This is a genomic window from Neorhizobium alkalisoli (genome assembly GCF_007829835.1).
Classification (GTDB): Bacteria; Pseudomonadota; Alphaproteobacteria; order Rhizobiales; family Rhizobiaceae; genus Neorhizobium.
Map to the genome: position 1 here is coordinate 888,359 of NZ_VIWP01000002.1, position 24,839 is coordinate 913,197.

Annotated in this window: 24 protein-coding genes, 1 pseudogene and 1 riboswitch; of the genes and pseudogenes, 11 read left to right on the forward strand and 14 right to left on the reverse strand. The window is 60.5% G+C overall.

Annotated features, from left to right (window positions below):
- Nucleotides 1-12: 12 nt before the first annotated feature.
- Nucleotides 13-363, reverse strand: a complete 351-nt coding sequence (locus FHW37_RS10110) for a hypothetical protein (RefSeq protein WP_145635599.1) — start codon at nt 361-363, stop codon at nt 13-15.
- Nucleotides 360-650, reverse strand: a complete 291-nt coding sequence (locus FHW37_RS10115) for a toxin-antitoxin system TumE family protein (protein WP_145635601.1) — start codon at nt 648-650, stop codon at nt 360-362. The genes FHW37_RS10110 and FHW37_RS10115 overlap by 4 nt, the downstream gene beginning before the upstream one ends.
- Before the next feature lie 108 nt (nt 651-758).
- On the opposite strand from FHW37_RS10115, the gene FHW37_RS10120 reads away from it, so the two are divergent.
- Both FHW37_RS10120 and dxs read left to right on the forward strand, forming a co-directional pair.
- A complete protein-coding gene (locus FHW37_RS10120) occupies nt 759-1,682 on the forward strand; it encodes a pirin family protein (RefSeq protein ID WP_145635603.1) in 924 nt (307 codons plus the stop codon).
- 117 nt (nt 1,683-1,799) lie between these two features.
- Nucleotides 1,800-3,719 (forward strand): 1-deoxy-D-xylulose-5-phosphate synthase, encoded by a 1,920-nt coding sequence (gene dxs, locus FHW37_RS10125; RefSeq protein ID WP_145635606.1) that lies wholly within the window; start codon nt 1,800-1,802, stop codon nt 3,717-3,719.
- A gap of 51 nt (nt 3,720-3,770) precedes the next feature.
- Here the strand turns inward: dxs and FHW37_RS10130 are convergent.
- The 3 genes and pseudogenes from FHW37_RS10130 to FHW37_RS10140 form a co-directional block, all read right to left on the reverse strand.
- Nucleotides 3,771-4,170: pseudogene (locus FHW37_RS10130) on the reverse strand (type II toxin-antitoxin system VapC family toxin).
- Nucleotides 4,167-4,400 (reverse strand): AbrB/MazE/SpoVT family DNA-binding domain-containing protein, encoded by a 234-nt coding sequence (locus FHW37_RS10135; protein WP_145635608.1) that lies wholly within the window; start codon nt 4,398-4,400, stop codon nt 4,167-4,169. The pseudogene FHW37_RS10130 and the gene FHW37_RS10135 overlap by 4 nt, the downstream one beginning before the upstream one ends.
- A 75-nt stretch (nt 4,401-4,475) precedes the next feature.
- Entirely contained in the window at nt 4,476-5,471 is a 996-nt protein-coding gene (locus tag FHW37_RS10140) for a DUF4424 domain-containing protein (protein ID WP_145635610.1), read from the reverse strand.
- 141 nt (nt 5,472-5,612) lie between these two features.
- Between FHW37_RS10140 and FHW37_RS10145 the strand changes: the two genes are divergently transcribed.
- The 3 genes from FHW37_RS10145 to FHW37_RS10155 are packed head-to-tail and all read left to right on the forward strand — an operon-like array spanning nt 5,613 to nt 7,994.
- Nucleotides 5,613-6,422: a TlyA family RNA methyltransferase gene (locus FHW37_RS10145; protein ID WP_145635612.1), complete on the forward strand. Its 810-nt coding sequence runs from the start codon at nt 5,613-5,615 to the stop codon at nt 6,420-6,422.
- On the forward strand, nt 6,419-7,663 hold the full coding sequence (locus tag FHW37_RS10150) for a class I SAM-dependent RNA methyltransferase (protein WP_145635614.1): 1,245 nt from the start codon (nt 6,419-6,421) through the stop codon (nt 7,661-7,663). The genes FHW37_RS10145 and FHW37_RS10150 overlap by 4 nt, the downstream gene beginning before the upstream one ends.
- 19 nt (nt 7,664-7,682) lie before the next feature.
- A complete protein-coding gene (locus FHW37_RS10155; RefSeq protein ID WP_145635616.1) occupies nt 7,683-7,994 on the forward strand; it encodes a hypothetical protein in 312 nt (103 codons plus the stop codon).
- Here FHW37_RS10155 and FHW37_RS10160 read toward each other — a convergent pair whose 3' ends face one another.
- From FHW37_RS10160 to FHW37_RS10170, 3 genes are all read right to left on the reverse strand, one after another.
- A complete protein-coding gene (locus FHW37_RS10160; RefSeq protein ID WP_145635618.1) occupies nt 7,995-8,309 on the reverse strand; it encodes a hypothetical protein in 315 nt (104 codons plus the stop codon). It lies immediately after the preceding gene.
- A 93-nt stretch (nt 8,310-8,402) separates the two neighbouring features.
- Entirely contained in the window at nt 8,403-9,161 is a 759-nt protein-coding gene (locus FHW37_RS10165) for a crotonase/enoyl-CoA hydratase family protein (RefSeq protein WP_145635620.1), read from the reverse strand.
- 11 nt (nt 9,162-9,172) lie between these two features.
- A complete protein-coding gene (locus tag FHW37_RS10170; protein WP_145635622.1) occupies nt 9,173-10,990 on the reverse strand; it encodes an acyl-CoA dehydrogenase in 1,818 nt (605 codons plus the stop codon).
- Between the two features lie 285 nt (nt 10,991-11,275).
- On the opposite strand from FHW37_RS10170, the gene FHW37_RS10175 reads away from it, so the two are divergent.
- Nucleotides 11,276-12,271 carry a transporter gene (locus FHW37_RS10175; RefSeq protein ID WP_186458220.1) on the forward strand — a complete coding sequence of 332 codons (996 nt, stop codon included), beginning with the start codon at nt 11,276-11,278 and terminating at the stop codon, nt 12,269-12,271.
- 66 nt (nt 12,272-12,337) lie between these two features.
- Here the strand turns inward: FHW37_RS10175 and FHW37_RS10180 are convergent, their stop codons facing one another.
- From FHW37_RS10180 to FHW37_RS10190, 3 genes are all read right to left on the reverse strand, one after another.
- A complete protein-coding gene (locus FHW37_RS10180; protein WP_432442844.1) occupies nt 12,338-12,826 on the reverse strand; it encodes a BA14K family protein in 489 nt (162 codons plus the stop codon).
- A gap of 197 nt (nt 12,827-13,023) precedes the next feature.
- Nucleotides 13,024-13,434 (reverse strand): BA14K family protein, encoded by a 411-nt coding sequence (locus FHW37_RS10185; protein ID WP_145635628.1) that lies wholly within the window; start codon nt 13,432-13,434, stop codon nt 13,024-13,026.
- Nucleotides 13,435-13,510: 76 nt separating this feature from the next.
- Nucleotides 13,511-14,755 carry an aromatic ring-hydroxylating oxygenase subunit alpha gene (locus tag FHW37_RS10190; protein WP_145635630.1) on the reverse strand — a complete coding sequence of 415 codons (1,245 nt, stop codon included), beginning with the start codon at nt 14,753-14,755 and terminating at the stop codon, nt 13,511-13,513.
- Nucleotides 14,756-14,853: 98 nt separating this feature from the next.
- A riboswitch (cobalamin riboswitch) is annotated at nt 14,854-15,076 on the reverse strand.
- A gap of 145 nt (nt 15,077-15,221) precedes the next feature.
- Here FHW37_RS10190 and FHW37_RS10195 point away from each other — a divergent pair.
- The 4 genes from FHW37_RS10195 to FHW37_RS10210 are packed head-to-tail and all read left to right on the forward strand — an operon-like array spanning nt 15,222 to nt 18,683.
- Nucleotides 15,222-15,836 carry a DUF6656 family protein gene (locus FHW37_RS10195; protein WP_145635632.1) on the forward strand — a complete coding sequence of 205 codons (615 nt, stop codon included), beginning with the start codon at nt 15,222-15,224 and terminating at the stop codon, nt 15,834-15,836.
- A 33-nt stretch (nt 15,837-15,869) separates the two neighbouring features.
- The gene (locus tag FHW37_RS10200) at nt 15,870-16,850 is read left to right on the forward strand and encodes an L-threonylcarbamoyladenylate synthase (RefSeq protein WP_145635634.1); all 981 of its coding nucleotides are present in this window, start codon (nt 15,870-15,872) and stop codon (nt 16,848-16,850) included.
- Between the two features lie 10 nt (nt 16,851-16,860).
- A complete protein-coding gene (locus tag FHW37_RS10205; RefSeq protein WP_145635635.1) occupies nt 16,861-18,294 on the forward strand; it encodes an FAD-binding oxidoreductase in 1,434 nt (477 codons plus the stop codon).
- Between the two features lie 11 nt (nt 18,295-18,305).
- Nucleotides 18,306-18,683, forward strand: coding sequence for a winged helix-turn-helix domain-containing protein (locus FHW37_RS10210; RefSeq protein WP_145635637.1), 378 nt, complete (start codon nt 18,306-18,308; stop codon nt 18,681-18,683).
- Nucleotides 18,684-18,707: 24 nt separating this feature from the next.
- Here the strand turns inward: FHW37_RS10210 and FHW37_RS10215 are convergent, their stop codons facing one another.
- Nucleotides 18,708-21,290 (reverse strand): DUF1217 domain-containing protein, encoded by a 2,583-nt coding sequence (locus FHW37_RS10215; RefSeq protein ID WP_186458206.1) that lies wholly within the window; start codon nt 21,288-21,290, stop codon nt 18,708-18,710.
- Between the two features lie 360 nt (nt 21,291-21,650).
- Here FHW37_RS10215 and FHW37_RS10220 point away from each other — a divergent pair, with 360 nt between their 5' ends.
- Nucleotides 21,651-22,217 carry a DUF6101 family protein gene (locus FHW37_RS10220; RefSeq protein WP_145635642.1) on the forward strand — a complete coding sequence of 189 codons (567 nt, stop codon included), beginning with the start codon at nt 21,651-21,653 and terminating at the stop codon, nt 22,215-22,217.
- 100 nt (nt 22,218-22,317) lie between these two features.
- Here the strand turns inward: FHW37_RS10220 and ubiA are convergent, their stop codons facing one another.
- Together ubiA and FHW37_RS10230 are read right to left on the reverse strand one after the other, a co-directional pair.
- Nucleotides 22,318-23,268 (reverse strand): 4-hydroxybenzoate octaprenyltransferase, encoded by a 951-nt coding sequence (gene ubiA, locus FHW37_RS10225; RefSeq protein ID WP_145635644.1) that lies wholly within the window; start codon nt 23,266-23,268, stop codon nt 22,318-22,320.
- 224 nt (nt 23,269-23,492) lie between these two features.
- On the reverse strand, nt 23,493-24,749 hold the full coding sequence (locus FHW37_RS10230) for an SAM-dependent methyltransferase (protein ID WP_145635646.1): 1,257 nt from the start codon (nt 24,747-24,749) through the stop codon (nt 23,493-23,495).
- Between the last annotated feature and the right edge of the window lie 90 nt (nt 24,750-24,839).

Here is a 24,839-nt window from a genome sequence, read left to right on the forward strand (position 1 = left end):
AATAGCCTGACCTTAAAGCGCGATCACCGTACGGATTTCATCATATCCGGCGCGTAGCCCCTGTTCGTCCTGCTCGACGAGTCCGGCCCGCGCCAGGATTTCCACGTCCTCATGTACCCGCCGGTAATCCCTGCCAAGCGCGCGTGCCAGAGCAGCGATGCTTGCCTGCGGGTTCTTGTGAAGATAGCGCAAAAGCTCCAGGCGTTTTCCCGTCATCGAGCTCGAAAAAACATCCCAATCAACAAATGTAAGGTGGTCTTCCGAGACGGGAAGCCCCTGCTCGGCTCGATGCCAGCTGTCCGCAACACGTGCTGCAATGTCGTTGAAGGAGCCGCCGACATGCAATTCGATTTCCTTGCTCATATACCTTCTCCTCTCAGCTTTTCGACATCCGCCCTGAAATCCGACAGCAGGCGTTCTATGGAGATGAGCCGGTATGGCTCTTCATTCTCGCCGTAATGCCGATGATCGCCCTTGCCGCGTTCGTTGTAATAGGCCACCAGTCTTTGCCCTGGCCTGCCGTAGAAGAGCGAATATTTCAGGAAATGCCGCGATGGCGGCACGCTTTCGGCAACGCGCCATACTGTGATCTCCAGAATAGCACCGTCACCGAACACCATGCGTTCACGAATGATCCGCTCAGCTTTCATGGATCGATTATGACATCGTACGCCATATGGCGTCAATTGTCATAGGGGGCCCGGGTTGTTGTCATTCGGCTTCAGGGATACGGTGGAGTGTCAGATGGAGCCAGATACATGTCCTTCTTCCCCGGCACCGACCCCGCCCCCGGCGATGCTTTCGCCTGTGATGCGATCGAAAACCTGATCATTCCGCGCTCTTCCGATATCGGCGGTTTTTCCGTGCGCCGCGCGCTGCCATCCCGCAAAAGGAGGCTGGTCGGACCGTTCATCTTCTTCGACCGGATGGGGCCGGCCGTGCTGCGCGCCGACGAGGCGCTCGACGTCAAGCCGCATCCGCATATCGGGCTTTCCACCGTCACCTATCTGTTCGACGGCGAGATAAAACATCGCGACAGTCTCGGCACCGAACTGGTCATCCGCCCCGGCGACATCAACCTGATGACTGCCGGCCGCGGCATCGTGCATTCGGAACGCACGCCGGAAAACCTACGTGGCCATCCGCTTGCCATGTCCGGCCTGCAGACCTGGCTTGCCATGCCTGATGACAAGGAAGAGACCGATCCGGTCTTTGCCCATACAGCCAAGGAGCTTATGCCGCTGATCGAGGCCGATGGCGCGCATGGCCGCGTCGTTATCGGCGCCTTTGAAGGACTTGCCTCGCCGGTCTCGACACTCACCGATACGCTTTATGTCGATCTGAGGCTGGAGGCGGGCAAGCGCTTTCCCTTTTCCGCCGTACATGAGGAAAGAGCCCTCTATATCCTCTCGGGCGAACTTATCGTCGCGGGCGATCGTTTTGCTGCTGATCAACTGCTCGTGTTCAGGCCGGGCGACCCGATCACGCTCGAAGCGGGCGTCATGGGCTGTCACATCATGCTGTTTGGCGGGGCAGCACTGAATTCCAAGCGTTATATCTGGTGGAACTTCGTTTCGTCATCGAAAGAGCGTATCGAACAGGCAAAAGAGGAGTGGCGCACCGGCCGTTTCGACATCGTGCCTGGGGATGAAGAGGAATTCGTACCCTTGCCCCCCGGCTAAAATCGATTAGAAACCCCTGATTGGACAACTTGAAAAAGCCTGTTTCATTCTCATCTTTTGAAGAAACGCGCCCGCGACAGACTATTCTGCGACAGAGTATAGAGAAGGCCAGCTTCCGTGACACCGTTTCCCGAAACGCCGCTGCTCGACACGGTCAAGATCCCCGCCGACCTGAAAAAGGTCGATGATCGGGAACTGCCGCAGCTGGCCCGTGAAGTGCGTGACGAGATGATCGATGCCGTGTCGCGCACCGGCGGTCATCTGGGTGCAGGCCTTGGCGTCGTCGAGCTGACGATCGCCATCCACAAGGTTTTCAACACACCGGACGACCGTCTGATCTTCGATGTCGGCCATCAATGTTATCCGCACAAGATTTTGACCGGCCGGCGCGACCGCATCCGCACCCTGCGCCAGGAAGGCGGTCTTTCCGGCTTCACCCGCCGCGCGGAAAGCGAATACGATCCCTTCGGCGCTGCCCATTCCTCGACCTCGATCTCGGCTGGCCTCGGCATGGCCGTCGGTTCGCAGCTTGATGGCTCCAAGCGCAATGTCATCGCCGTCATCGGCGACGGCGCGATGTCGGCGGGCATGGCCTATGAGGCCCTCAACAATGCCGGCGCGCTCGATGCCCGGCTGATCGTCATCCTCAACGACAACGACATGTCGATTGCCCCGCCGACCGGCGCGATGAGCGCCTATCTGGCGCGCCTCGCCTCCGGCCGCACCTATATGGGCGTGCGCGAACTGGGCAAGAAGCTGACCACCTATCTCGGCCGCCGCGTCGACCGCGCGATCACCCGCGCCGTCGAACATGCCCGTGGTTATGTCACGGGCGGCACAATGTTCGAGGAAATGGGCTTTTATCATATCGGCCCGATCGACGGTCATTCGTTCGAACACCTTCTGCCGGTCCTGCGCAATGTGCGCGACAATGCCCGCGGCCCGGTGCTGATCCATGTCGTCACCCAGAAGGGCAAGGGTTATCCGCCGGCAGAAGCCGCCGCCGACAAATATCACGGCGTCAACAAGTTCGACGTCATTACCGGCGCCCAGGCGAAGGCAAAACCGAATGCGCCTTCCTATACGAGCGTGTTCGGTGATGCGCTGGTGCAGGAAGCCGGTTTTGACGACAAGATCGTCGGCATTACCGCGGCCATGCCGAATGGCACCGGCCTCGACAAGCTGGCCGAAGCCTATCCGATGCGCACCTTCGATGTCGGCATTGCCGAACAACATGCGGTGACCTTTGCAGCCGGCCTCGCGACCGAAGGTTTCAAGCCCTTCTGCGCGCTCTATTCCACCTTCCTGCAGCGTGGTTACGATCAGGTCGTGCATGATGTAGCGATCCAGAAGCTGCCGGTGCGTTTCCCGATCGACCGTGCCGGTTTCGTCGGCGCCGACGGGCCGACCCATGCGGGTTCCTTCGACACGACCTTCCTCGCCGCCCTGCCGGGCATGGTGGTGATGGCCGCCGCCGACGAGGCGGAACTGAAGCATATGGTCCGCACCGCCGCAGCCTATGACGATGGTCCGATCTCCTTCCGTTATCCGCGCGGCGAAGGTGTTGGCGTCGAACTGCCGGAACGCGGCCAGATTCTTGAAATCGGCAAGGGTCGGATCGTCCGGCAGGGTTCCAAAGTCGCAATCCTCTCCTTCGGAACGCGTCTAAAAGACTGTCTGCTGGCTGCGGAAGATCTCGACGCTGCCGGGCTTTCGACCACGGTGGCCGACGCGCGCTTCGCAAAGCCGCTCGACCATGACCTGATCCGCCAGCTTGCCCGCCACCACGAGGTGCTGATCACCATCGAGGAAGGCTCCGTTGGCGGTTTCGGAAGCCATGTGCTGCAGTTCCTCTCCACCGAAGGCCTGCTCGATCACGGGCTGAAGGTGCGCTCCATGGTTCTGCCGGATATCTGGATGGAACAGGCAAGCCCGGACACGATGTATGCCAAGGCCGGACTGGACCGCGCGGGGATTGTCTCGACGGTGTTCGGGGCGCTCGGCAAGACGGTCGTCGGGGTTGGCGCCGCGGGGTAAGATTTATCCCGGCCTTTGGCTTCGCCTCCGCCGTCATGCCACCTGATCGCGTCAGTCCGGTGAGATGAGTTTCACGGTCGGAAAATAAGACCGGTAACGGCGCGTGTCACGCGTCAGCAAGGGCAGATCCTGAACGGCTGCCTGTGCACCGATCAGGAAATCCGGGAGAACGCCTGTGCGTTCACCGCCTGCGCGTCGATATTGCGTGAACACCTTCGCCGCAAGGAACAGCGCTGGCCGCGGGACGGGCACGAGTACCAGCCCTGCCTCCTCGACAAAGGCATCCAGTGCCTCGATCCGCTCGTAACGGACGGAAAGCTCGGCATAAACGATATCGTTGATCAGCAATGAGCCGGCAAGGCTGGCTGCCTCAAGCTGGCGGATCGACCAGTCTGCCCAGAGGGGATCATCCGTGACGAGATCGAAGGACATTCGTGTCGACGAATGTCACGGTTCACCGCGGGTCAGCGCCATGATCTCGTCCGTGCCAAGCCCCTGCCCCGCATGTCCGCGAAGACGCTGGAAACGGCTTGCCGGTCTTTCGTCATCAGCCTTGGTCAGCATGACGCTGCCATCGGCCGCGGGATGAAACTCGACCTCGCTTCCGGGTACGATGCCGAGCAGTTCGCGAACCGCTTTCGGGATCGTAACCTGACCTTTTGATGTGACAGTCGTGCCCATGATCCACTCCGGTATTACCCACGCCCATGAAGGTATTACTTTCCCGGCGGATATCAAGCGGACCGACGCAAGCGGCTATTCCGCCGCCGCCGTCAGAAACAGCACGTGCATGTCCTTCTCCGGCGTGAAATCCGTGGCGGACATTTCGAATGTCGTCGGGCCGACCTTCTTGACGCCCTTGCCGCAGAAGCTGACGAAATCCTGTGGCTTGCCCTTGTCGATGGTGAGCTTGAATTTGCCGATCGGGCCGCTCCAGTTGGCGCCGGTGGTCAGGATGTAGGAGAGCCACTGTTCGTAATAATTCGGCCCGCCCGCCTTCTGCTTGGCTTCGAGTTTTGCCGCCGTCTTCATGAAATCGGCGTCGATGCAGTAGCGGGAGACATAGTCCTTGTAGTCATAGGCCGGCTTGCCGTTTTCGATAAAGGCCATCGCCACCGTGCCGCCGACACTCGGCTTGTAGCGGTGGCTGACTTTTACCGGTTTGCCGGCCGGAAAAGTCGTTTTCCACCAATAGGCGGAGCGCAGGGTCCAGGCGGGTGTCAGGTCCTTCTGCCAGCCCTGGCCGGCATCGTATTCGTCGACGCGCGCGAGGCCTTCCGCGACAAAGCGGTCTTTTACGTCCTGCGGCAGCTTTTTCAGCGCGGCAGAGGTCTTGTCGCTATAGGGCAGGAGCGGGATCTTGGCAGCCAGAAGTTCGTCCGTGCGGTCGATATCGCCTGCAAACACCCGCTGCTGAAGCTCGGGCTTGATCGGCTTGCCATCCTGCACCACGGAAAAGCCAAGGAAATTGTCGGCTTCAGGATCGCCGTAATCGAGATCGCTCTCGGAGCCGCCGGTCACATCCGGCATCGGAAAGGCGATCGTGCTTTCGACATCCTTGCCGCTGTTGTTGATGAAAACGTAATCGACCTTCACTTGGCTGCGGGAGAGAAAGAGGTTTTCCTCGGCCATGGTGATATCGCCAGTCTGCACGAAGGTGAGGCCGCCGGTCGTCAGTTCCGCCGTCGTGTCATTGGCCAAGGCTGGAGCAGCCGCCAGCAGCATTCCGCCGATCAGAAATGGTGTGCGCATGGTTTTGCCCCTTCCCCCGTTCGAAAGCGCCGGACCATAGACCGGATCCACGCCTGCGCAAAGCCGCCCTGATCTCCCGGCAGGGCTGGTATTCAAGGAAAAGCTTGCATCCGGCAACGTCCGCAGGCATTGGATGCAGCCATGTCAAAACCCCAAGAACAGCAGCGCCTCGACCAGATTCTCGTCTCGCTTGACCTCGTCGCCTCCAGGGCGCGGGCCCGCGATGCGATCTCGCGCGGCACCGTCACCGTCAATGGCCGCGTCGTCACCAAGCCAAGCCTGACATTTGCGATGGATGCGGTCATCACCATCGACGATCCGGCCCAGGAATACGTTTCGCGCGCCGCGCTAAAGCTCGTTGCCGCGCTCGATCATTTCAAACTCGATCCGACCGGCCATGACTGTCTCGATATCGGCGCCTCGACCGGCGGCTTTACCGAAGTGCTGATCATGCGCGGCGCCGAGCACGTCACCTCGATCGATGTCGGCCACGACCAGATGCACCCGCGGCTGATCGCCAATGACAAGGTCACCAATATCGAGGGCCTCAATGCCCGCTATCTCGAGCCCGAGGATTACGACGAACGGGAAATCACCTTCATCGTTTCGGACGTCTCGTTCATCTCTCTGAAACTGGCGTTGGCGCCGGCGCTGGAGCAGGCGGAACCGGGCGCGCTCTGCGTGCTTCTGGTCAAGCCGCAATTCGAGGCCGGGCGCGAGGCGATCAGCAAGGCGGGCCTGCTGAAGGAGCCGGAAACGGCACCGGCCGTTGCCGCGGAGCTGGAACGCTGGCTGGTCGAGGACATGGGCTGGACGAGCCTTGGCCTCATCCCCTCCCCGATTGCCGGCGGTGACGGAAACCAGGAATATCTGCTGGCCGGCACGAAGCCGGAAAGCGATGATGCGGATGAAGACGCCGATTTCGACGATGAGGATGGTGACGAGGCATGAGCACCGTCACGGTCACCATCAACCGGCTCGGCGCACAGGGTCATGGCATCGCCAATGGCGAGCATGGCCCCGTTTACGTTCCCTTTGCGCTGCCGGGCGAGACGTTTGCGATTGCCCGCAACGGCGATCACGGCACGGTCATCTCGACTTCCAACCTGTCTCCCGACCGGATCGAACCGGTCTGTCGGCATTTCGGCCCGGACAGCGATGCCTGTGGCGGCTGTTCGCTGCAGCATCTGGCGGCAAAGCCCTATAACGATTTCAAGCGCGAGCTTGTGGTCGATGCGCTGAAATCGAAAGGGCTGACGCCGGAGGTTCTGGAGACAGTCACCTGCGAACCGGGCCAGCGGCGGCGCGTCGTGTTTTCGGCAAAGCAGACCGAGAAGGAATTTTTGCTCGGCTTCAATCGCGCCGAGACGAACCACATCATATCGATCACCGAATGTCCCATCGCCTCGCCCGGCATCGTGGCGAGGCTGGATGCGGTGAGGGCCATAGGTCGGGCGCTGGCGATCGGTTCGGAAACGTTCCGCATTGCTGTCATGGAGACGCTTTCGGGCCTCGATATCGCTGCCGAAGGGCTGAAGCCGCTTGCCGACAAGCAGCGCCGGCAGGTGACCGAAACGGTTCTGGCGCTGAAGGGCATTGCCCGTGTTTCCGTCAATGGCGAGACTATCATCGAGCCCCAAAAGCCGCTGATCGATTTCGGCGGCGTGAAAGTGTCGCCGCCGCCGGGCGGTTTCGTGCAGGCGACGGTCGAGGCGGAACAGGCCATGGCTGATCTGGTGCTCAAACATGTCGGCAAGTCGAAACGGGTGCTCGACCTGTTTGCAGGTTCCGGGACGTTTTCGCTGCGGTTGGCGCGGGTCGCCAAGGTGCATGCGGCGGAAGGCGACGACAAGTCGGTGAAGGCGCTCGATTTCGCCGCCCGCAATACGCAGGGGCTGAAGCCGGTTACGGTCGAAAAGCGCGACCTCTTCCGCCGGCCGATGATCCCGGCAGAACTTAAGGTGTTTGACGCCGTCGTCTTCGACCCCCCGCGCGCCGGCGCCGAGGTTCAGGTGAAGGAGCTTGCCCGCTCCACCGTCAAGAAGATCTGCGCCGTCAGCTGCAATCCGCTCACTCTTGCACGCGACCTCAGAATCCTTGTTGATGCCGGATGGCGGATCAAGTCGGTGACGCCGATCGACCAGTTTTTGTGGTCGACGCATGTGGAAGCGGTGGCACTGCTGGAAAAGTGAAGCTCAGGCAGGTGATGGAATGCCGACCTACAACTTCAACCTGCTGGAACACACGGCCGCGGAATTGATCAGCGCGGGCAAAGTGGTCGACGCCATCAAGATCTACATCTTCATGGCGGATGGCGATCCGTCGCTCGATGCCGGATATCTCGGCACGAAACTTGGCGAGTGCTACGAATTGCTTGGCGATATCCATGCCGCCAAATATTGGCATGGGCGGGCGGTCGAAGAAAATCCGCAAGCCCGGATCAGTTCGGCAGGCGCGGTGAAGCGCCTTGCACCGCTCGCCGGTATCGACCACCTGTTGCCGCCTGCGAAACAGGCAAAATAATCAGTCGTCCAGATCGAGCCTGCCGGAGCCGACGACGTTCGAGCAGCGGCAGGTCTCGCCGACCCGGCCCGGATTGGCGCGGCAGACATAGGGGCGGTTGCGATTGTCGCTCTGGGCCGGGGGCACGACGCAGACATAACGCTGCGGCCGCTGTGGACGGTCGTTCGTGATGGTGTTGCTGTTACCGCTGTACTGGATGAGCGACATAGGGGCTGTGGTTCGGGATGCCGAGATTTCCGGTGCCGAAAAGCTGCCGGCATTGGCAGCGGCGCAGGACATGGTCAGAAACATCAGGGCGGGCAGCAGCTTGCGCATGGAAGATTCTCCTCTATGCGGCCTATCTAATCCTTGAGATGCGGCGGAAAAAGGTAGGCGGCGGTTCTGCGGGCCATTTCCCTCTCCGCACCGTTAACGGCGCATGAAAGCCTCGAAAGCCGCCCGCGCTTCGGCGCTTTTGAGCTGCGCAGTGAAATGCACGAGTTCCTCGTCCATGCGCGCCAGCACTGTTTCGCGCGGGCCGCGGACGAGATCGCGGGCAATTTTTAGCGCACCCGGCGGCTTTTTCGCGAGCCCGGCTGCGATTTTCAGCGCTTCCGCTTCGACGTCCGCGGGCTCGACGAGCTTCCAAATCAGACCGGCCTCAAGCGCCGCCTGAGCGGAAAAACCTTCGCTGGCGACGAGCATGGCGAAAGCGCGCTGGTGACCCATGATCTGTGGTGCAAGCAGGCTGGAGGCCGCTTCCGGTACCAGCGCCAGATCAACGAAGGGCGTCTTGAACAGGCTGCGGGGCGATGCGACCGTCAGGTCGCAATGCAGATTGAGCGTCGTGCCGATGCCGATCGCCAAGCCATCGACTCCCGAAACCATCGGCTTTTCGGCAAGCGCCAGCGCCTTGATGAACAGGGCTGCGGCCGGCGGCTCGCTGGAACCGGATACGGCATAGGCCAGAAAATCCACCATATCGTTGCCGGCGGAAAAGCAGCCTTCGGTGCCGAGGAAAACGATGGCGCGGACGGTATCGTCCGTGTTCGCCGCCTCGAGCGCCGCGGTCATCTGGCCGTACATGGCGGCGGTGATGGCGTTCTTCTTTTCCGGTCGGTTGAAGCGGATCAGCAAAAGATCCGGGTGGTCGGCGGGGCGTTCGATCAGGACCTGGTTTTCATTCATCGGATCTCTCCTCAAGCCAGCACGGCGCGCGCGGCTTCGAGACTGGCTGCGCCTGCTGTGACGCGGTCCTTCAGGGCAGTGGTTTCGGCAAGCAGGTTCTCGGCCGCGAAACGGCAGAGGAGCACGCGCTTGTCCCCTTCCCCGTCTTCGGCGGACACCAGCCCGCCTTTGGCGAGGTAAGCGCCGGTCAGGACGAGACCGAACAGGCGCTGATAAGGCGTGGCACCGGCCAGCGCTTCGGCGGCCTTTCCGGCGGCCTGGGTCTCGAGCAGCCAGTCGGTCGCCTGTTCGAGATCGGCGATCGCCGTCCTGAGGCGCGGCGCAGTCTCGCCGAAGCCAGCGAGGTTGGAGGCCTCGACCTTTTCGGCAATCTCCTTCAGCTCGGCAATGAAACCCCTTACCTGGCCACCTTCCGAAAGCGGCAGTTTGCGGGTGACGAGGTCGATTGCCTGGATGCCGTTGGTGCCTTCATAGATCGGGGCAATGCGGGCATCGCGGAAATAACGGGCAGCGCCCGTCTCCTCGATAAAGCCCATGCCGCCATGAACCTGGATGCCGAGCGAGGCGACATCGACACCGGCATCGGTGGCGAAGGATTTTGCGATCGGCGTCAAAAGGGCTGCGCGCTCGGACCAATGGCGCGCCTCATCGCCCTCCAGATGATGGGCCATATCGATCGCATGGGCGCAGGCGTAACAGATGGCGCGTGAGCCCTGGGTCAGCGCCTTCATCGTCAGAAGCATACGGGCGACATCGGGATGGCCGATGATTGGACTCATGGCGGGGCGGCCATTCGGTTGCTGCATGCCGCGACGGTCAGCACCCGACCAGCCGAGCGCCGTGCCCTGGGTTCGGTCATTGGCGTATGCAATCGCCTTCTGGGTGGCTGCTTCGGCGATGGCCACGCCCTGCATGCCGACGGCAAGCCTTGCATTGTTCATCATCGTGAACATGCAGGCGAGACCCTTGTTTTCCTCGCCGACCAGAAAGCCGACGGCACCCGCCTCGGCTCCGAATTTTCCGTCGCCATAGATCATCGTGCAGGTCGGCGAACCATGAATGCCGAGCTTGTGTTCGATCGAATGGCAGAAGAGGTCATTGCGCTCCCCGAGCGATCCGTCTTCCCCGACCAGAAATTTCGGCACGAGGAAAAGCGAAATTCCACGATTGCCAGCCGGCGCGTCGGAGAGGCGGGCAAGTACGAGATGGATGATATTGTCGGCGGCATCGTGCTCGCCCCAGGTGATAAAGATCTTCTGGCCGAAAATGCGATAGCTGCCATCGGCGGCCCGCTCGGCGCGGGTCTTCAGGGCGCCGACATCGGAACCGGCCTGTGGCTCGGTGAGGTTCATCGTGCCGGTCCATTCGCCGGACACCATTTTTTCCAGATAGGTCGCTTTCAGGGCCTCGCTGCCATGGGCGGCGAGCGCCTCGATCGCCCCCATGGTGAGCGTCGGCGCAAGGGCGAAGGCCATGGAAGCGGAATTCCACATTTCCAGCGCCGCGACGCCCAGCATGTGCGGCAGGTTCTGGCCACCAAAAGCTTCCGGCGCGGTCAGCCCGTTCCAGCCGCCTTCGCGCCAATGCCGGTAAAGTTCTGGCCAGCCATCGGGTGTTTTGACCGCACCATCGATCAGGCGCGCGCCCTGCTTGTCGCCGGTCTCGCCAAGCGGCGCCATTTCCTCACTGGCGAAACGGCCCGCCTCTTCCAGAATCGCATCAACGAGATCGCCGCTCAGATCGCCGAAACGGCCGATCTCCAGCGCGTCGCCAAGACCCGCGACATGATTGAGAGTGAAGGCGATTTCCGCGACGGGTGCCTTGTACATGCTTTTCCTCCTCCCGATCGCGCTCTAGCACGCAACCGACTACCATCGGACGATAGTCACCGATGGCCGTTTCCCATCTGCTTTTTACGTAAACGTAAACACGCTTGTCAATCCAATCCCGATATTCTTCGGGTCGTGAAGGAGGCAGTCGACGGGATAGACGGCGTCCGAAGATCGCCGCCGGGAAAATGCAATATTTCATTCGCATTCTGCCGGACATAATGTTGCAACGGCTGTCACAGTGCCGGCCTATTGGAGTGGTCCATGCTTTCAGATTCCCCGACGATGTCTGCGTTCAACTCCACCATTCCCGGCCTTGTCTGGGCCTATCATTTCAAGCCCGGCCACGGTGCCTGCACCGCGCTGCCCATAGAGGCGACCCGAAACGACCTGCCGGAGGACGAAGGTTTCCTGTGGCTGCACCTGAGCCTTGCCGACATGCGCGTTGCGGGTTTCCTGGAAAACTATCCGGGCCTCAACTCGCAGGCCGTCGCGGCCCTCACGACCCATGACACCCATGCGGCGATCACGCTCGACGACCAGCACGTCTACGGCACGCTGGTCGATTTCCAGCGCGATTTCGACCACGATACGAAAGATATCGGCTGGCTGCATTTTCTCGTGTCGGAGCGGGTGATCATCACCACGCGGCTGCAGCCGTTGCGTTCCGTCGACCGGGTTCGCTCGGCGATCGAGAAGAACGCGGCCCGTTACAAGCAGCCGATCGATCTTTTCGAAACGCTGGTGGCGGAATTTCAGCGCGGCCTGATCGGTCTGGTGATGGAATTCACCGAAGAACTGAACCTGATCGAGGACTATGTTTACGAAAACGCGCCGCGCGACGAACGGCGGCGACTGGCGCCGGTACGGCGCACCGTCGTCAGGCTGCACCGGCACCTGCGCACCATTCTGACCCTGATGCGCCGAGCAGCGGCAGCGGATGACGAAGACATGCCGATGGGGTTTGACGATGTCGCATCGCGCCTGATCGGGCGGCTGGAGGCGGTCGACCATGATGTCTATGCGCTGCAGGAACGGGCACGGCTGCTGCACGAAGAAATCGACTCAAAGCTTTCCTCGGAGACCAACCGGCATCTCTATATTCTGTCGATCATGACGGCCTTCCTGCTGCCGCCCTCGCTGGTCACCGGTTTTTTCGGCATGAACACTTCGTCCCTGCCGTTTTCTCAAGGTGTGCACGGGACCATGTTCGCGCTCGGTTTCATGGTGCTTTCGGTTGCCATCGCATGGTGGCTGCTGCGGCGGACGGGGATTTTCTGAGCATCCCGAAACGAAAAAACCGCCCTCCGGAAGGAAGGCGGGTTTCTCAAGTCAGGTTGTCAGCTCTCAATAATAGGGCGACAGGCAGGTTCTGCGCGGGCCGTTATTGGGCTGGAACGTGTTGCTATAGCTATCATACGAGCGATAACGCTCCGAGCACCACTGGTAGTGACGCGGATTGATACCGCCGCCGCTATAGACCGGAGCCGGCTCGACATAACGCGGCTGCGAGGCGATCGCCCCGCCGATCAGCGCACCGGCGCCGAAGGCTGCGAGCGGGAACCAGTAGCCGTTGTGATAACGGTAGCCGTCACGGTAACCGCGATAGCCACGATAACCGCCATGCCAGCCGGGGCGGCCCCAGCCGCCACGATCGCCGTGCCAGCCGGGACGGCCACCATAATGGCGGTAATACTGGACGTTGGTGACGTCGGAGCTTGCGGCAGGAACAGTCGGGCCCACCGGCAGCGGCATGGCACTCGCTTCACCAAGAGAGCCGGCCAACAACAATGCGGAAACGGCTGCGACTGAAAACTTTCTGAACAGCGTCATGATGACTTCTCCAATCCCTATTCCAAGGAATTCTTATTGTCGGTGGAGGCGGACCGCACGTCTTGGACGATCACTCCATCATGGAAGATATACTAGAAAATCCGATCTGAACGGCGGATTAACATTCATCAAGTTCAGACCGCCGAACCGGCCGCAGGCAAATGCCTCCGGCCGGTCGTTGCTGAAGCTAAGCGGGTCGCTCAATAGGGCGAAACGCAGGACCTGCGGACACCACCGCTCGCGACATAGGTATTGTCGGAGGCGCGATAGGTCCGGTAACGGTTTTCGCACCATGCGACATGGCTACCGCCACGCGGCGGAGCGGCCATCGCGCCGCCAATGATCGCACCGGCACCGAAGGCTGCGAGCGGGAACCAGAAACCATTGTGATAACGATAACCCGGACGGCGTTCGCGGTAACCGCGGTGGCCGCGGTAATAACCGTGGCGATCACCACGCCAATGGCGGTGATACTGAACGTTGGTCACATCCGATTGCGACGAGATGACGGGCGGCGCCGGCATGGGGCCTGCCTGAGCGGGAATGATGCCGCTTATCGCGAGAGTAACGGCGGCAGCCGCCGTTGCAAGGCGCAGACGAAGAGTGGTCATGGGTGTTTCCCTTTTTTGAATTGTCATTGAAATGACAACGGGAAACACCTTTTTTTGTTCCCTCCGGCGGGAGAAATCAGGCGACGACGGAAAGCTTTGCCTGTTCGCCCTGCAAACGGTTGGCCATGAAGTTCGCATACCATTCGACGAACTGCATGACGCCGCCTTCATGAGCTTCCGAATAAGGGCCCGGCTCATAGGCCGGCGAACGGATGCCGAAGGCGTTTTCCTCGACGATCTGACGGTCCTGGTCGTTGGTCATGTCCCAGACATGGGTCAGTTCGTGCAGATCGTAATCGACCCCTTCGACCGCATCCTTGTGGACCAGCCAGGTCGTGGTGACGGCGGTTTCTTCCGGGCCGATCGGGATGACGCGGAAGGAGATCGCGTGGTCGCCCAGCATGTGGTTCCAGGTGGTCGGATAATGGAACATCAGCATCGTGCCGATATGGCTGATCGTGACGTCATCCGACAAAGCGCGCTTGACGGCGCGCTGACCGTTCATCGTGTAGCTTTCGGCATCCTCGATCAGCGGCATACGGGCGACGCGATACTGGCCGTCGGTCGACATGTTGAACGTGCTCGGCAGGTTGGCCGCCTCGCAGCGCTGCCAGTGTTCGGCGATGAACGGATCGTCGCCGGCACCCTGGACACCGGTCGCGGTCGGCGCTTCCGGATAGGTGCGGCAGAGTTCCGGGTGATTGCCGGCGCAGTGGTAGCACTCGCGGTTGTTTTCCCAGACGAGCTTCCAGTTGCCCTTTTCGATGATCGTGTTCTTGTGGGCGACCTTGGCTTCCCAGAGACGGTGCGGCGCCATGTAGGGCTCGATCGAGGCACGGACCGGCTCGAAATCGGGAGCTTCATTTGCGACGCAGATGAAGATATAGCCGCCGACGCTCTGACAGTGGACAGGCTTCATGCCGTACTGGCTCTTGTCGAAATTCTCGCCCATATGGCGGGCCGACATGAGGGAGCCGTCCTGCTGATAGGTCCACTGGTGATAGGGACAGACCAGACGCGTCGCGGAACCGGTCTCCTTGGTGCAGACGCGGTGGCCACGGTGGCGGCAGGTATTGTGGAAGGCGCGGATGGCGCCGTCACGGCCGCGGATGACCAGGATCGGGTAATCGCCGATCTGCAGGGTGAAATACTGGCCGCCCTTCTCGATCTCGCAATCATGGCCGACGAACAGCCAGTCGCGATACCAGATCATTTCCATGTCCAGCTTGAAATAGTCCTGGTCGATATAGAAGGGCTGCTCGAGGCTGAAACCCTCGCGGCGGTTTTTCAATTGCCGCAGAACCTGATTGCGCAAATCCATCGTCACTTCCTCGTCAATTCTGCTTGCGGGAGGACATGGAAGCGCATGCGGCCACGGGGACCACCGAACATCCTGCCCCGAACGCCCGCCGTGATCGGTCAAAATATCTCCCCAAGGCTGGTTTCCGGGCTCAGGAGTTGTCCTCTTCGGACTGCATGGCACCTTCCCAGGCGGCCTTTCCGGCTCTGTCCCAGTGGCGTTTCGCCATGCCTTCAACTCCACCACCGTTGCGGGGGCAGCGCCGGATGGGTTTTGACACCTGCCGGCTTCCCAATTCTCCGCCTTCCCTAGCGAGGCGGCACCTTGAGTTTCATCGACTATAACCATGAGCCGGGCGTGTCGCATAGGTGACATTGCGACATCGGAAACCGCAATGACGACGACAGGCTCCCGGCCCTGTTTTCGGCTGTGAACCGACTGTTAAACCGTCATTGCTAAACTTCGTTCCGCCACGAGGGTCGCGACGATGCAAACGACAGGTAAGCTCCGCTATTACGAGGCGACGAAGCGCAGGCCATTTGGCGCGCTCACCTCCAAGACGACGGCGCATTCGGAGTTTCTCCGCACCGGGCGCATTTCGCGCAGCGATCCGATCTGGATGCCTTCGGAGCGTCGTTATCTCAGCTATGAGGAAGTTGCCGAACGCACCGGCAAGAAGCTGGACGCTGCGGGCGAAAAGACCCATGAGCGGATCAACGGCTTCCACCACTCGATCCAGTTTCCAAAAATCGTGTTTCACCGGACGCTCGATCAGAGCCCGCATCTTGGTTACTGTCACGTGACCTCGGCCAGCACGCTCTTCACCTCCAGTTCGCCGGTGACATGGTCCTTCTATCTCGCCAATTTCTTTTCCGAGATCGGCGAGGAAGAACAGTTCTTCCGGCGCATCGACGCCCGGATCTCGCGCATGTATTTCGCGGTCGCGACCGAAAAGGCAGACGATCAGCAGATGCGGATCAACCGTTCGATCCGCGGCAACGGGCTTCTGTTCCAGACCAGCGACCCGCATGAGGCGATGCGCAACGTGCTGATGCTCGGCGCGCCGGACGATGCGATCCGCGCGATCATCAAAAGGCTTTGATCGGAGGCCGGTCCGCGTTATTGACGACAGGACATGACGGCAAAGATCATCGACATAACACGGGATTTCCACGCTGCGATCGCAGAGGCCTGCACGGTTCTCGGCGACGGCTTTCCGATCGCCATCCCCACCGAGACGGTCTACGGACTTGCGGCGGATGCGACCAACCCGGCCGCGATCACCCGCATCTACGAAACCAAGGGCCGCCCACGCTTCAATCCGCTGATCTGCCATATGGCCGATATCGCCATGGCAGAGCGTTACGCAGTGCTCGATCCGATCTCCCGAAAGCTCGCCGAAGCCTTCTGGCCGGGGCCGCTGACGCTGATTCTGCCGCTGAAGGCGGATAGCGGCATTCATGAGCTTGCCACGGCCGGGCTCGATACGGTCGGCATCCGTCTGCCCAAAGGTTTCGCCTCGGATCTGATCCGGGCCTTCGACCGGCCGCTTGCGGCGCCGAGCGCCAATACATCCGGCAAGGTCAGCCCGACCAGTGCAGAGCATGTGGCAGAAGATCTTGGAGAGAAGCTGAGGTTGATCCTTGATGGCGGCTCGGCACCGGTCGGCGTGGAATCGACCATCATCCGCGTCGAGGAAGACGGACGTGTGCGCCTGCTGCGGCCGGGCGGCGTTGCGGCGGAGGATATCGAGGCTGTGCTTGGCATTCCGGTCATTCGGCCCGAAGGACCGGCGGCGATCATCGAGGCGCCGGGCATGCTCGCGTCGCATTATGCCCCGACAGCTGCCGTGCGGCTTGAGGCGACGCATGTGGAGCCCGGCGAGGCCTTGATCCGTTTCGGTCTCGGCCGGATCGAGGGCCAGGAGCATGCGACGGCCATTTTCGACCTGAGCCCCGCCAGCGACCTTGCCGAGGCGGCGGCAAATCTGTTCGATTACCTGAAACAGGCCGACAAGGTCGGCGCCGACAGGATTGCCGTCACCGCCATCCCGCAGACCGGGCTGGGTGAAGCGATCAACGACCGGCTCGCCCGCGCTGCGGCACCCCGCGAATAGGAGAAAGCCCATGGATATGCCTGTACCGACACTTGAGCTTCTCGACAGGTTCGCGGCGATCGTCGGGGAGGCCCATGCGCTGAGAAGCGAGGCCGATCTGGCGCCGCATCTCGTCGAGAACCGCGGGCTCTACAAGGGCTCTTCGCCCATGCTCCTGAAGCCGGGCTCGACCGAAGAAGTCGCGGCGATCATGAAACTTGCCAGCGAGACCAAGACGGCGATCGTGCCGCAGACCGGCAATACCGGCCTCGTCGGCGGCCAGACCCCGCGCACCGGCTCAAGCGATATCATCCTGTCGCTGGAACGGATGAACAGGATCCGCGACGTCGATCCGGTCGCCAATGTGATCGTGGCCGATGGCGGTGCGATCCTTGCCGACGTGCAGAAGGCGGCCGAAGAGGTGAACCGGCTGTTTCCGCTGTCGCTCGGTTCGGAAGGATCCTGCCGGATCGGCGGCAACCTCTCCACCAATGCCGGCGGCACGGCGGTGCTTGCCTATGGCAATATCCGCCAACTCTGCCTTGGCCTCGAAGTCGTGCTGCCGACCGGCGAGATCTGGAACGGCCTGCGCCGGCTGAAGAAGGACAATACGGGCTACGATCTGCGCGACCTGTTCATCGGTGCGGAAGGCACACTCGGGGTGATCACCGGCGCCGTCCTCAAATTGTTTCCGAGGCCGATCGGCCATCAGGTGGCCTTTGCGGGCCTGAATTCGCCAGAAGATGCCCTAAAGCTGTTCGAGAAGGCTTCGAACCTGTGCGGGACGGCGCTGACCGGTTTCGAGCTGATGCCGCGCATCGGCGTCGAGTTCACGGCAAAACATATCGAGGGCGTGCGCGATCCGCTGTCCGAACCGCATCCGTGGTATGCGCTGATCGATATCTCGACCTCCGACAATGCGGCAACCGCCGAGACGATGATCCAGTCGCTGCTGGAACAGGGTTTTGAGGCCGGGCTGGTGCAGGATGCGGTGATTGCCTCGTCGCTCGCCCAGCAGAAGGCGCTCTGGCATATGCGTGAAAGCATGTCGGATGCACAGAAGCCGGAAGGCGGCTCGATCAAGCACGACGTTTCCGTGCCCGTTTCGAAGATCCCGAGCTTCATGGCGGATGCGGAAAAGGCGGTTCTCGCCGCCATTCCCGGCGCCCGCATCTGCGCCTTCGGCCATCTCGGCGACGGCAATATCCATTACAACATTTCCCAGCCGGTCGGTGCCGACAAGGCGGAATTCATCGGCCGCTGGCGGGAGATGAACGAGATCGTCCACGGCATCGTGCTTGCGGCCGGCGGCTCGATTTCGGCCGAACACGGGATCGGTCAGCTGAAACGGGATGAGCTTTCGCATATCCGCTCGCCGATCGAGATGGAGCTGATGTACCGCATCAAGCGTTCCTTCGATCCGGCCGGGATCATGAACCCCGGGAAAGTGGTGTCCCTACCATGAGAGACCGGGCCATGAGCGACCTGCCGAGAACCACCATTCGCGTCGACCTTTCGAACGGCATAAGGCTGGGGCCGGGCAAGGCGCAGTTGCTGGAGCTGATTGCCGAACACGGCTCGATCCGGGCTGGTGGTGCTGCGATCGGCATGTCCTATCGGCGCGCCTGGCTGCTGGCCGACGAGATCAACCGGATGTTCAGGGAGCCGTCCATCTCTACCCGGCATGGCGGCAAGGCCGGCGGCGGCGCGGGACTGACGCCTTTCGGCGAACAGCTGCTGGCGCGTTACCGGCATATGGAAGCGGAAAGCCTCAAGGCAATGAAGGCAGATCTGGAATGGCTGGAAGGCCAGACCGACGCCAATTTCAAACCGGCGGCGGCTGCCGAGGAATGACGGCCATGCCCGATAGGGCTGCCGTCAGCCGAGTTTCAGCTGCGAAAGTGCAAACAGCGTATCGGCGCTGATGCCCGCAGAACCGCTGCTTCCCGACAGGATGGACACGGCCGGATTGGTGGACGTGTCGCTGTTTTCCAGATCGTACATGGTGGTGAAGCGGGTCAGAAGCTTGCTCAGCTTGTCCGGGTCCGACAGATCCTGAAGGTTGAGATTCTTCTTGATCACGGCCGCCTGCTTGTCGACGTCCATATTGGCGAATTCCGTCGACATGCTGAAGGTAACACGGAAGAATTCGGCCAGCGCGTCATCGCCGATGATGACGTATGGGTCGGTGATCGAGTCGGCCATGCGCTCGAAATACAGCGCCAGTCGGACACCGTTATTGTCTTCGCCCTGCTCGGTTTCCAGCGTCTGGCGCAGATACATGTTCTGCGTGGCCATGACTTCGCCGGCGTTCTGGACTTCCTTGGCGGTGCTGCGATCGATTTCGCCGTCGGAGGTGAAGTTGAACGAACCGACAAGCTGGGCAAACCGCTTGTCGGTCTGCTTGTTGACGAAGCTGTTGGCGTCGTTGAGGTCCGAGGTGAAGATCTGTTTGAGGAAATCGTCGGTGACGGTGGTCGGATCGATGCCCTTGGCGGTCAGCGCGATATCGAGAAGCCGGCGATCCCCTAAAAGCTCGTCGCGGGTGGTGATGCCCTGCATCGTCGTCGTGTAATAGGTCGATTCCGTTTCGGCAGTCTTTTTGGCTGCGTCGAGCTCGGTGCCGGTAAGGAAGCGCGTCTTGCGCAGCACGTATTCCGAACCGGTATTGGTGATCGCCGCATTGGACTGCGCCAGCACCGGTACCGTGGGCTTGCCCTTGTTATCGAAGTTGAAGAGCTTGGCGAGCGAGACGAAACGCTCGTCCTTCTGCTGATAGACAAAGCTCTTCGGGTCGGACAGATCGCTTTGCAGGATCTGCCGTATCTTGAATTTCGAGATGGAATCCGGATCGATACCAACCGCTTTCAGCGCAAAATTATAGGTCTCGCTGGCATCGGTGCTGAGGAAGTCGTCCAGCGACTCGATCGAAGCCATGTCGGACTTGTAGTGGGTGATGGCAGTGGCCTCGTCCGCCTCCTGCTTGTCGTCCCAGCCGCTGGAATAATTGCTGCGGGTCGTGTTGGCCTGCGCCGTGGTCTGCGCCTTGCCGGCCTCGACCGTGCCATCGGTATTAAAGCTGAAGGCCTTGGCGAGCGCGACATATCCCGGGCGGGTGTCGGCATACTGGTTTGCATAGCTATCCGGATCGGACAGGTCGCTGGTCAGAATCTGTTCGATCGTCGATTTGACGATATAGCTCTGCGTCAGGCCGAAGGCGGACCGCAGGTAGTTGAAGATACGGTCGTCGGAGACGAAGTCGTCGACATTGGTCGCCGTCGCAACCTTCTTTTCGAAATAGCTCTGATTGAAGGTCGCCTCGGCCTGCGTCACACGCTCCTGGCCATCGAAATACTTGCCGATGATCTCGTCGATCTTGTCGCTGGAAAGCACGCCGGTCGCCGGTACCGTACCGTCGGAATTGAAATTGAAGTCTTCCGCCAGCGCCTTCATCTTCTGCATATAGGAAAGGTCGGATGTCGACTTGTTCAGAACCTTTGCAAGCTCGGCAAGGCGGCTATCGGCCTGGTCCATCGGCACCAGTTTGGCGTCGAGCTCATCATACCGGGCCTGGCTCGTGGTCAGATTTTCCTGGTCGCTGGCGAGCAAGGTATTGGTCTCGTCGAGCTGGCTCTGCAGATCGTCGATTTCGGCCTGCAGTTCGTCCGAGCTGTCACCGCCATCCTGCTGCGCCTGCTTGGCGTCGAGCTGGTTCTGGAGATCGGACTGGCGCTGCGTTCCGAGATCGATCGAATCCTGCAGGGTCGGGATCGAGGTGCTCAGCGTCTGGCGCTCCTGCAGCTCGGACTTTTCCGTCTGCGCAGAATTGTAGGCGCCGTAGGTCTTCGAATAATAGCTGTTCGGATCGTTCGGATCGCTGGTCAGAACGTTCTTGATGTCGTCGTATTTGAAATAGGTGTCGTCGATGCCATAGGCGGTGAAGACGGTCTGCCGCAGCTCGTCATCGTGCAGGAACTGGTCGACGGTCTTCACGTTGCCGACCGTGCCCATCATCGCCTTGAAATAACGCGTATCCTGATCGGTCTTGTCGCCGAGCTGCGCAATCGTCTGGTCATAGAGATCGAACGTATCCTGCATCTGCGCATCGGACTGCGCGACGGCGGCATCCGAGCTGGCGGTGCCGAAATTGAAGGACGCGGCGAACTGCTTGTAGCGGTCATCCGTCATGCGATTGGCGAAGCTGCTGGAATCGCTGAGATCGCTTTCCAGGATCTTCTTCATGAAGGCCTTGGCATAGGTCATATCTTCGAGACCAAAGGCGGTCATGGCATAGGAATACAACCGGTAATTATCGAGGAATTCATCGACGGTTTTCACCTTGCCGATGTTTTCCTTGTAATAGGTGGCCTCGTTGGAGACCTGGGTCTGGCTGGCGACGCGTTTGAGGCTCGCGGTAATATCGCGATTGACGAGATCGAAACTGAGATATGTCGATACCATGGACTGCCCCGTAAACGGTATTGCGCGCGCGGCGATCATCGCCGTTCAGCCTTGCCCGGGCCTTTTCATCCGGGTGAGCGCATAGCTTAAAGTCCTACAAATTCCTTAACATGCAATGTACGTCGGTTAAGGGCCGGCTTTTCGCGCAGTTGTTCCAGTCCAGAACAGGATCAGACGATTCACTTTTCGGAAACCCAACAATCTGCGCTTTCGCTAACCATTCACCGAGGCAAACTTTCCTTAACCGCGATTTTTAAGCAGTCTCGAACAGCGCCGCCCTATGCTTCAGGCATCAGAGGACAAAAGTCCCGCAGAGAAATCCGGAAACGGCTCTCAGGTAAAACAAGGGTAGCAACACTGATGACCAATACCGTTCTGAAGCCCGTCTGGGCAGGGTCGACATTGAGAATCGATCCGTCTCGCTTTCCGCAGCAAGTAACCTACTCGCTGCACGAGACATCAGGAGATGTGACGATCACCATCGACGAACGCGGCGCCGTGCTGCGTAAAGTCCTGCCGGAAAGCGGCCTGCCGCTGTCCTTCGCGCTGCCGGCACGCGCATTCAAGGGCGTCGCCGCCCGTGCCATCGATCATGGCGACGGCGAAGTCACCGTCACGCTCGAACTGCATCACGAGGACCCGGAACTCTGCATTCCGCTGCTCGTGGCGCATGATCTTTGCGATATCGCCGCCGACTGGCGCAGCTGGTCGGATGCCTACCGCATCCCGATGCTGATGGTCGAAGCCGATGGCGTTGCCCGCCCGCTCGAAAACCATATCGGCGAAGTGAAGGCGCATGTCGTCAAGCAGCGCCGCCGCCACTCCTATTTTGCCGACCGCCGCCCCCGTTTCCTGGTGCGCCGTACCACTGGTACGCTCGGCGTCGCCATGAAGATCGAAGGCAAGGAAATTATCGCGCGTCGCTAGGACGGGCCTCCGTCCTTCAAAAGAACCACCGCCCCGCGCGATTGCAAGAAGCCCGGTTTTTCGACCGGGCTTCTTCGCGTTGATAAAATGGTTTCGCTGATCAGATCAGCAGGCCGAGCACGAGGCCGGCGAACAGGATGGCGCCGACCTTCGTATTGAACTTGAACAGTTTCAGGCACTGGTCGGCATTGCGGATGTCGAGGATCAGGATCTGCCAGCCGAGCATCACGGCTGCGACGACGAGGCCGAGATAGGCAAAAAACCCAACGCCGGCCGCGATATAGCTGAAGAACAGGAAAACCAGCGTCAGGCCGTAGAGCCCGAGAAGCCAGGGCTTCGTATTGTCGCCGAACAGCCTTGCCGTCGAGCGGACGCCGATCAGCTCGTCATCCTCCTTGTCCTGATGCGCATAGATCGTGTCGTAACCGATCGTCCAGGCGACGGCGGCGACAAACATGAAGATCGAGGCCCAGGAAATGCTGGCAAAAACGCCAGCCCAGCCCATCAGCGCGCCCCAGGAGAAGGCAAGCCCGAGGAAAAATTGCGGCCAGTCGGTAAAGCGCTTGGCGAAAGGATAGATTGCCACGACCAGAAGCGAGGCTATGCCCAGCACGATCGAAAATGCGTTGAACTGGACGAGAACGAGCAGGCCGACCAGAGCCTGGATGGCGAGGAAGATCTTGGCTTCCTTGCGCGATACCCGTCCGGACGGCAGCGGACGCGACCGGGTGCGGGCAACTTCCATGTCGATATCGTGGTCGACAAGGTCGTTATAGGTGCAGCCGGCGCCGCGCATGGCGACCGCGCCGAGGAAAAAGAAGACGAGATGCGAGAGGAACTGGCCGGGCGAAAAGAAACCGAGCCTGTCGGCGGCACCAGCGGCAAGTGCTGCCGACCAGAAACAGGGCCACATCAGAAGCTGCCAGCCGATCGGGCGATCCCATCGCGCCAGCTGTGCATAAGGCCATGCGGCCCGCGGCAGGGCCTGATAGACCCAGTTGTCGGAAGGAGCGTCGGCCACGCGGCCCGAGAGATTGTCGGCGTTTTGCATGATGGCTTTCTAGCCACGTGAATTCGCGCCGGTCAAGGAGGATAGATTAACAGTTCCTTCATGGCTCTCGCTGGCGAGACCTGCCCCTCATCCGCCCTGCCGGGCACCTTCTCCCCGCATGCGGGGAGAAGGACATTTGCGGCGCGCTCATCGGCACAAACGAGCCAAGTCCCCTCTCCCCGCATGCGGGGAGAGGGTTAGGGTGAGGGGCAAATATGGATGTATCAGACCGCGATCTTGTCGAGCGGGATGCGGCGCTGCTCGAATTCGCGCAGCTCGGCTTCCTTCTCGTAGATATAGTCGCGATTGTCCGGCACGGCCTGACGCTTCTTGACGATCTGGATCTGGAAGATGTGGAACGCCTCATGGGTGAAGGCCATTTCGGAGCCGGCGAGATAGAATTCCCACATGCGCACGAAACGCTCGTCGTAAAGGGCGACCGCCTTGTCCTTGTTGGCCATGAAACGCTCGCGCCAATGCCGCAGCGTATAGGCGTAATGCATCGGCAGGATCTCGATGTCGGAGACGAGCAGGCCCGCCTTTTCGATCGACGGCAGCACTTCGGCCAAAGACGGGATGTAACCGCCCGGGAAAATGTACTTTTCGATCCAGGGGTTGTTATAGATCGCCGGATAGGGCTGGCCGATCGAGTGAAGGACCATGACGCCGTCATCCGACAGGACGTCGTTCACCTTGTTGAAGAACTTCTTGTAGTTCAGGCGACCGACATGCTCGAACATGCCGACCGACACGATGCGGTCATAGCTCTTCGTCGGCGGCAGGTAATAATAGTCCTGCAGCTCGAAGCGAACGCTGTTGGCAAGGCCACGCTTGGCCGCGCGCTCGCGGGAAATCTTCAGCTGTTCGGTCGACAGCGTGATGCCGGTAACATCGACCTCTGAGGATTCGGCGAGATACATCGCCATGCCGCCCCAGCCGGAGCCGATTTCCAGCACTTTCTGGCCCGGTTCGGCGAGAAGCTTTGCCGCAATATGGCGCTTCTTGGCGACCTGTGCTTCATCCAGCGAAATACCCGGCGGATTGAAATAGGCACAGGAATACTGCCAGTCCTCGTCGAGGAAGAGCGAGAACAGCTTTTCGTCCAGATCGTAGTGATGCGAGACGTTCTTGCGGTTGTGGTTGATCGGCACGCGATTGCGGAACTGCGCCTCGATCATGCGCAGCACACCGTGCCACACCATGCTGAAGTTCAGACCTTCGACAAGCGTGTTGTCCTTGATCAGGGCAAGCATCTCATAAATGTCGCCCTGCTCAACAAGCAGACGGCCGTCCATATAGAGCTCACCGAGCTTGAGCTGCGGATCGGAGACCATCTCCTTTTCCGCGGCTTCATCCGTGAAGCGGATGGTGACGGTTCGCCCGCCTCCGCCGCCATAATGCTGAGTTCCACCGGATCCGTGAACGGTCAGGTGACCCTTTTTGATGATTTTGCTGAGAAGATTGTGAAGGGACGAGGCCATGGACTCACCTCCTGAATACTAAGGCTGCCTTACTATCTCTGAAACTTAGCGTGTTCTCGTTCAACTGCAAGCGCATTTCAGCCATGAAAA

Excerpts from the sequence above, each read along its gene's own strand:
- FHW37_RS10110 (WP_145635599.1), bottom strand. The coding sequence starts at position 363 with ATGAGCAAGGAAATCGAATTGCATGTCGGCGGCTCCTTCAACGACATT.
- FHW37_RS10115 (WP_145635601.1), bottom strand. The coding sequence starts at position 650 with ATGAAAGCTGAGCGGATCATTCGTGAACGCATGGTGTTCGGTGACGGT.
- FHW37_RS10120 (WP_145635603.1), top strand. The coding sequence starts at position 759 with ATGTCCTTCTTCCCCGGCACCGACCCCGCCCCCGGCGATGCTTTCGCC.
- FHW37_RS10135 (WP_145635608.1), bottom strand. The coding sequence starts at position 4,400 with ATGGGCACGACTGTCACATCAAAAGGTCAGGTTACGATCCCGAAAGCG.
- FHW37_RS10140 (WP_145635610.1), bottom strand. The coding sequence starts at position 5,471 with ATGCGCACACCATTTCTGATCGGCGGAATGCTGCTGGCGGCTGCTCCA.
- FHW37_RS10145 (WP_145635612.1), top strand. The coding sequence starts at position 5,613 with ATGTCAAAACCCCAAGAACAGCAGCGCCTCGACCAGATTCTCGTCTCG.
- FHW37_RS10150 (WP_145635614.1), top strand. The coding sequence starts at position 6,419 with ATGAGCACCGTCACGGTCACCATCAACCGGCTCGGCGCACAGGGTCAT.
- FHW37_RS10155 (WP_145635616.1), top strand. The coding sequence starts at position 7,683 with ATGCCGACCTACAACTTCAACCTGCTGGAACACACGGCCGCGGAATTG.
- FHW37_RS10160 (WP_145635618.1), bottom strand. The coding sequence starts at position 8,309 with ATGCGCAAGCTGCTGCCCGCCCTGATGTTTCTGACCATGTCCTGCGCC.
- FHW37_RS10165 (WP_145635620.1), bottom strand. The coding sequence starts at position 9,161 with ATGAATGAAAACCAGGTCCTGATCGAACGCCCCGCCGACCACCCGGAT.
- FHW37_RS10170 (WP_145635622.1), bottom strand. The coding sequence starts at position 10,990 with ATGTACAAGGCACCCGTCGCGGAAATCGCCTTCACTCTCAATCATGTC.
- FHW37_RS10175 (WP_186458220.1), top strand. The coding sequence starts at position 11,276 with ATGTCTGCGTTCAACTCCACCATTCCCGGCCTTGTCTGGGCCTATCAT.
- FHW37_RS10185 (WP_145635628.1), bottom strand. The coding sequence starts at position 13,434 with ATGACCACTCTTCGTCTGCGCCTTGCAACGGCGGCTGCCGCCGTTACT.
- FHW37_RS10190 (WP_145635630.1), bottom strand. The coding sequence starts at position 14,755 with ATGGATTTGCGCAATCAGGTTCTGCGGCAATTGAAAAACCGCCGCGAG.
- FHW37_RS10195 (WP_145635632.1), top strand. The coding sequence starts at position 15,222 with ATGCAAACGACAGGTAAGCTCCGCTATTACGAGGCGACGAAGCGCAGG.
- FHW37_RS10200 (WP_145635634.1), top strand. The coding sequence starts at position 15,870 with ATGACGGCAAAGATCATCGACATAACACGGGATTTCCACGCTGCGATC.
- FHW37_RS10205 (WP_145635635.1), top strand. The coding sequence starts at position 16,861 with ATGGATATGCCTGTACCGACACTTGAGCTTCTCGACAGGTTCGCGGCG.
- FHW37_RS10210 (WP_145635637.1), top strand. The coding sequence starts at position 18,306 with ATGAGCGACCTGCCGAGAACCACCATTCGCGTCGACCTTTCGAACGGC.
- FHW37_RS10215 (WP_186458206.1), bottom strand. The coding sequence starts at position 21,290 with ATGGTATCGACATATCTCAGTTTCGATCTCGTCAATCGCGATATTACC.
- FHW37_RS10220 (WP_145635642.1), top strand. The coding sequence starts at position 21,651 with ATGACCAATACCGTTCTGAAGCCCGTCTGGGCAGGGTCGACATTGAGA.
- ubiA (WP_145635644.1), bottom strand. The coding sequence starts at position 23,268 with ATGCAAAACGCCGACAATCTCTCGGGCCGCGTGGCCGACGCTCCTTCC.
- FHW37_RS10230 (WP_145635646.1), bottom strand. The coding sequence starts at position 24,749 with ATGGCCTCGTCCCTTCACAATCTTCTCAGCAAAATCATCAAAAAGGGT.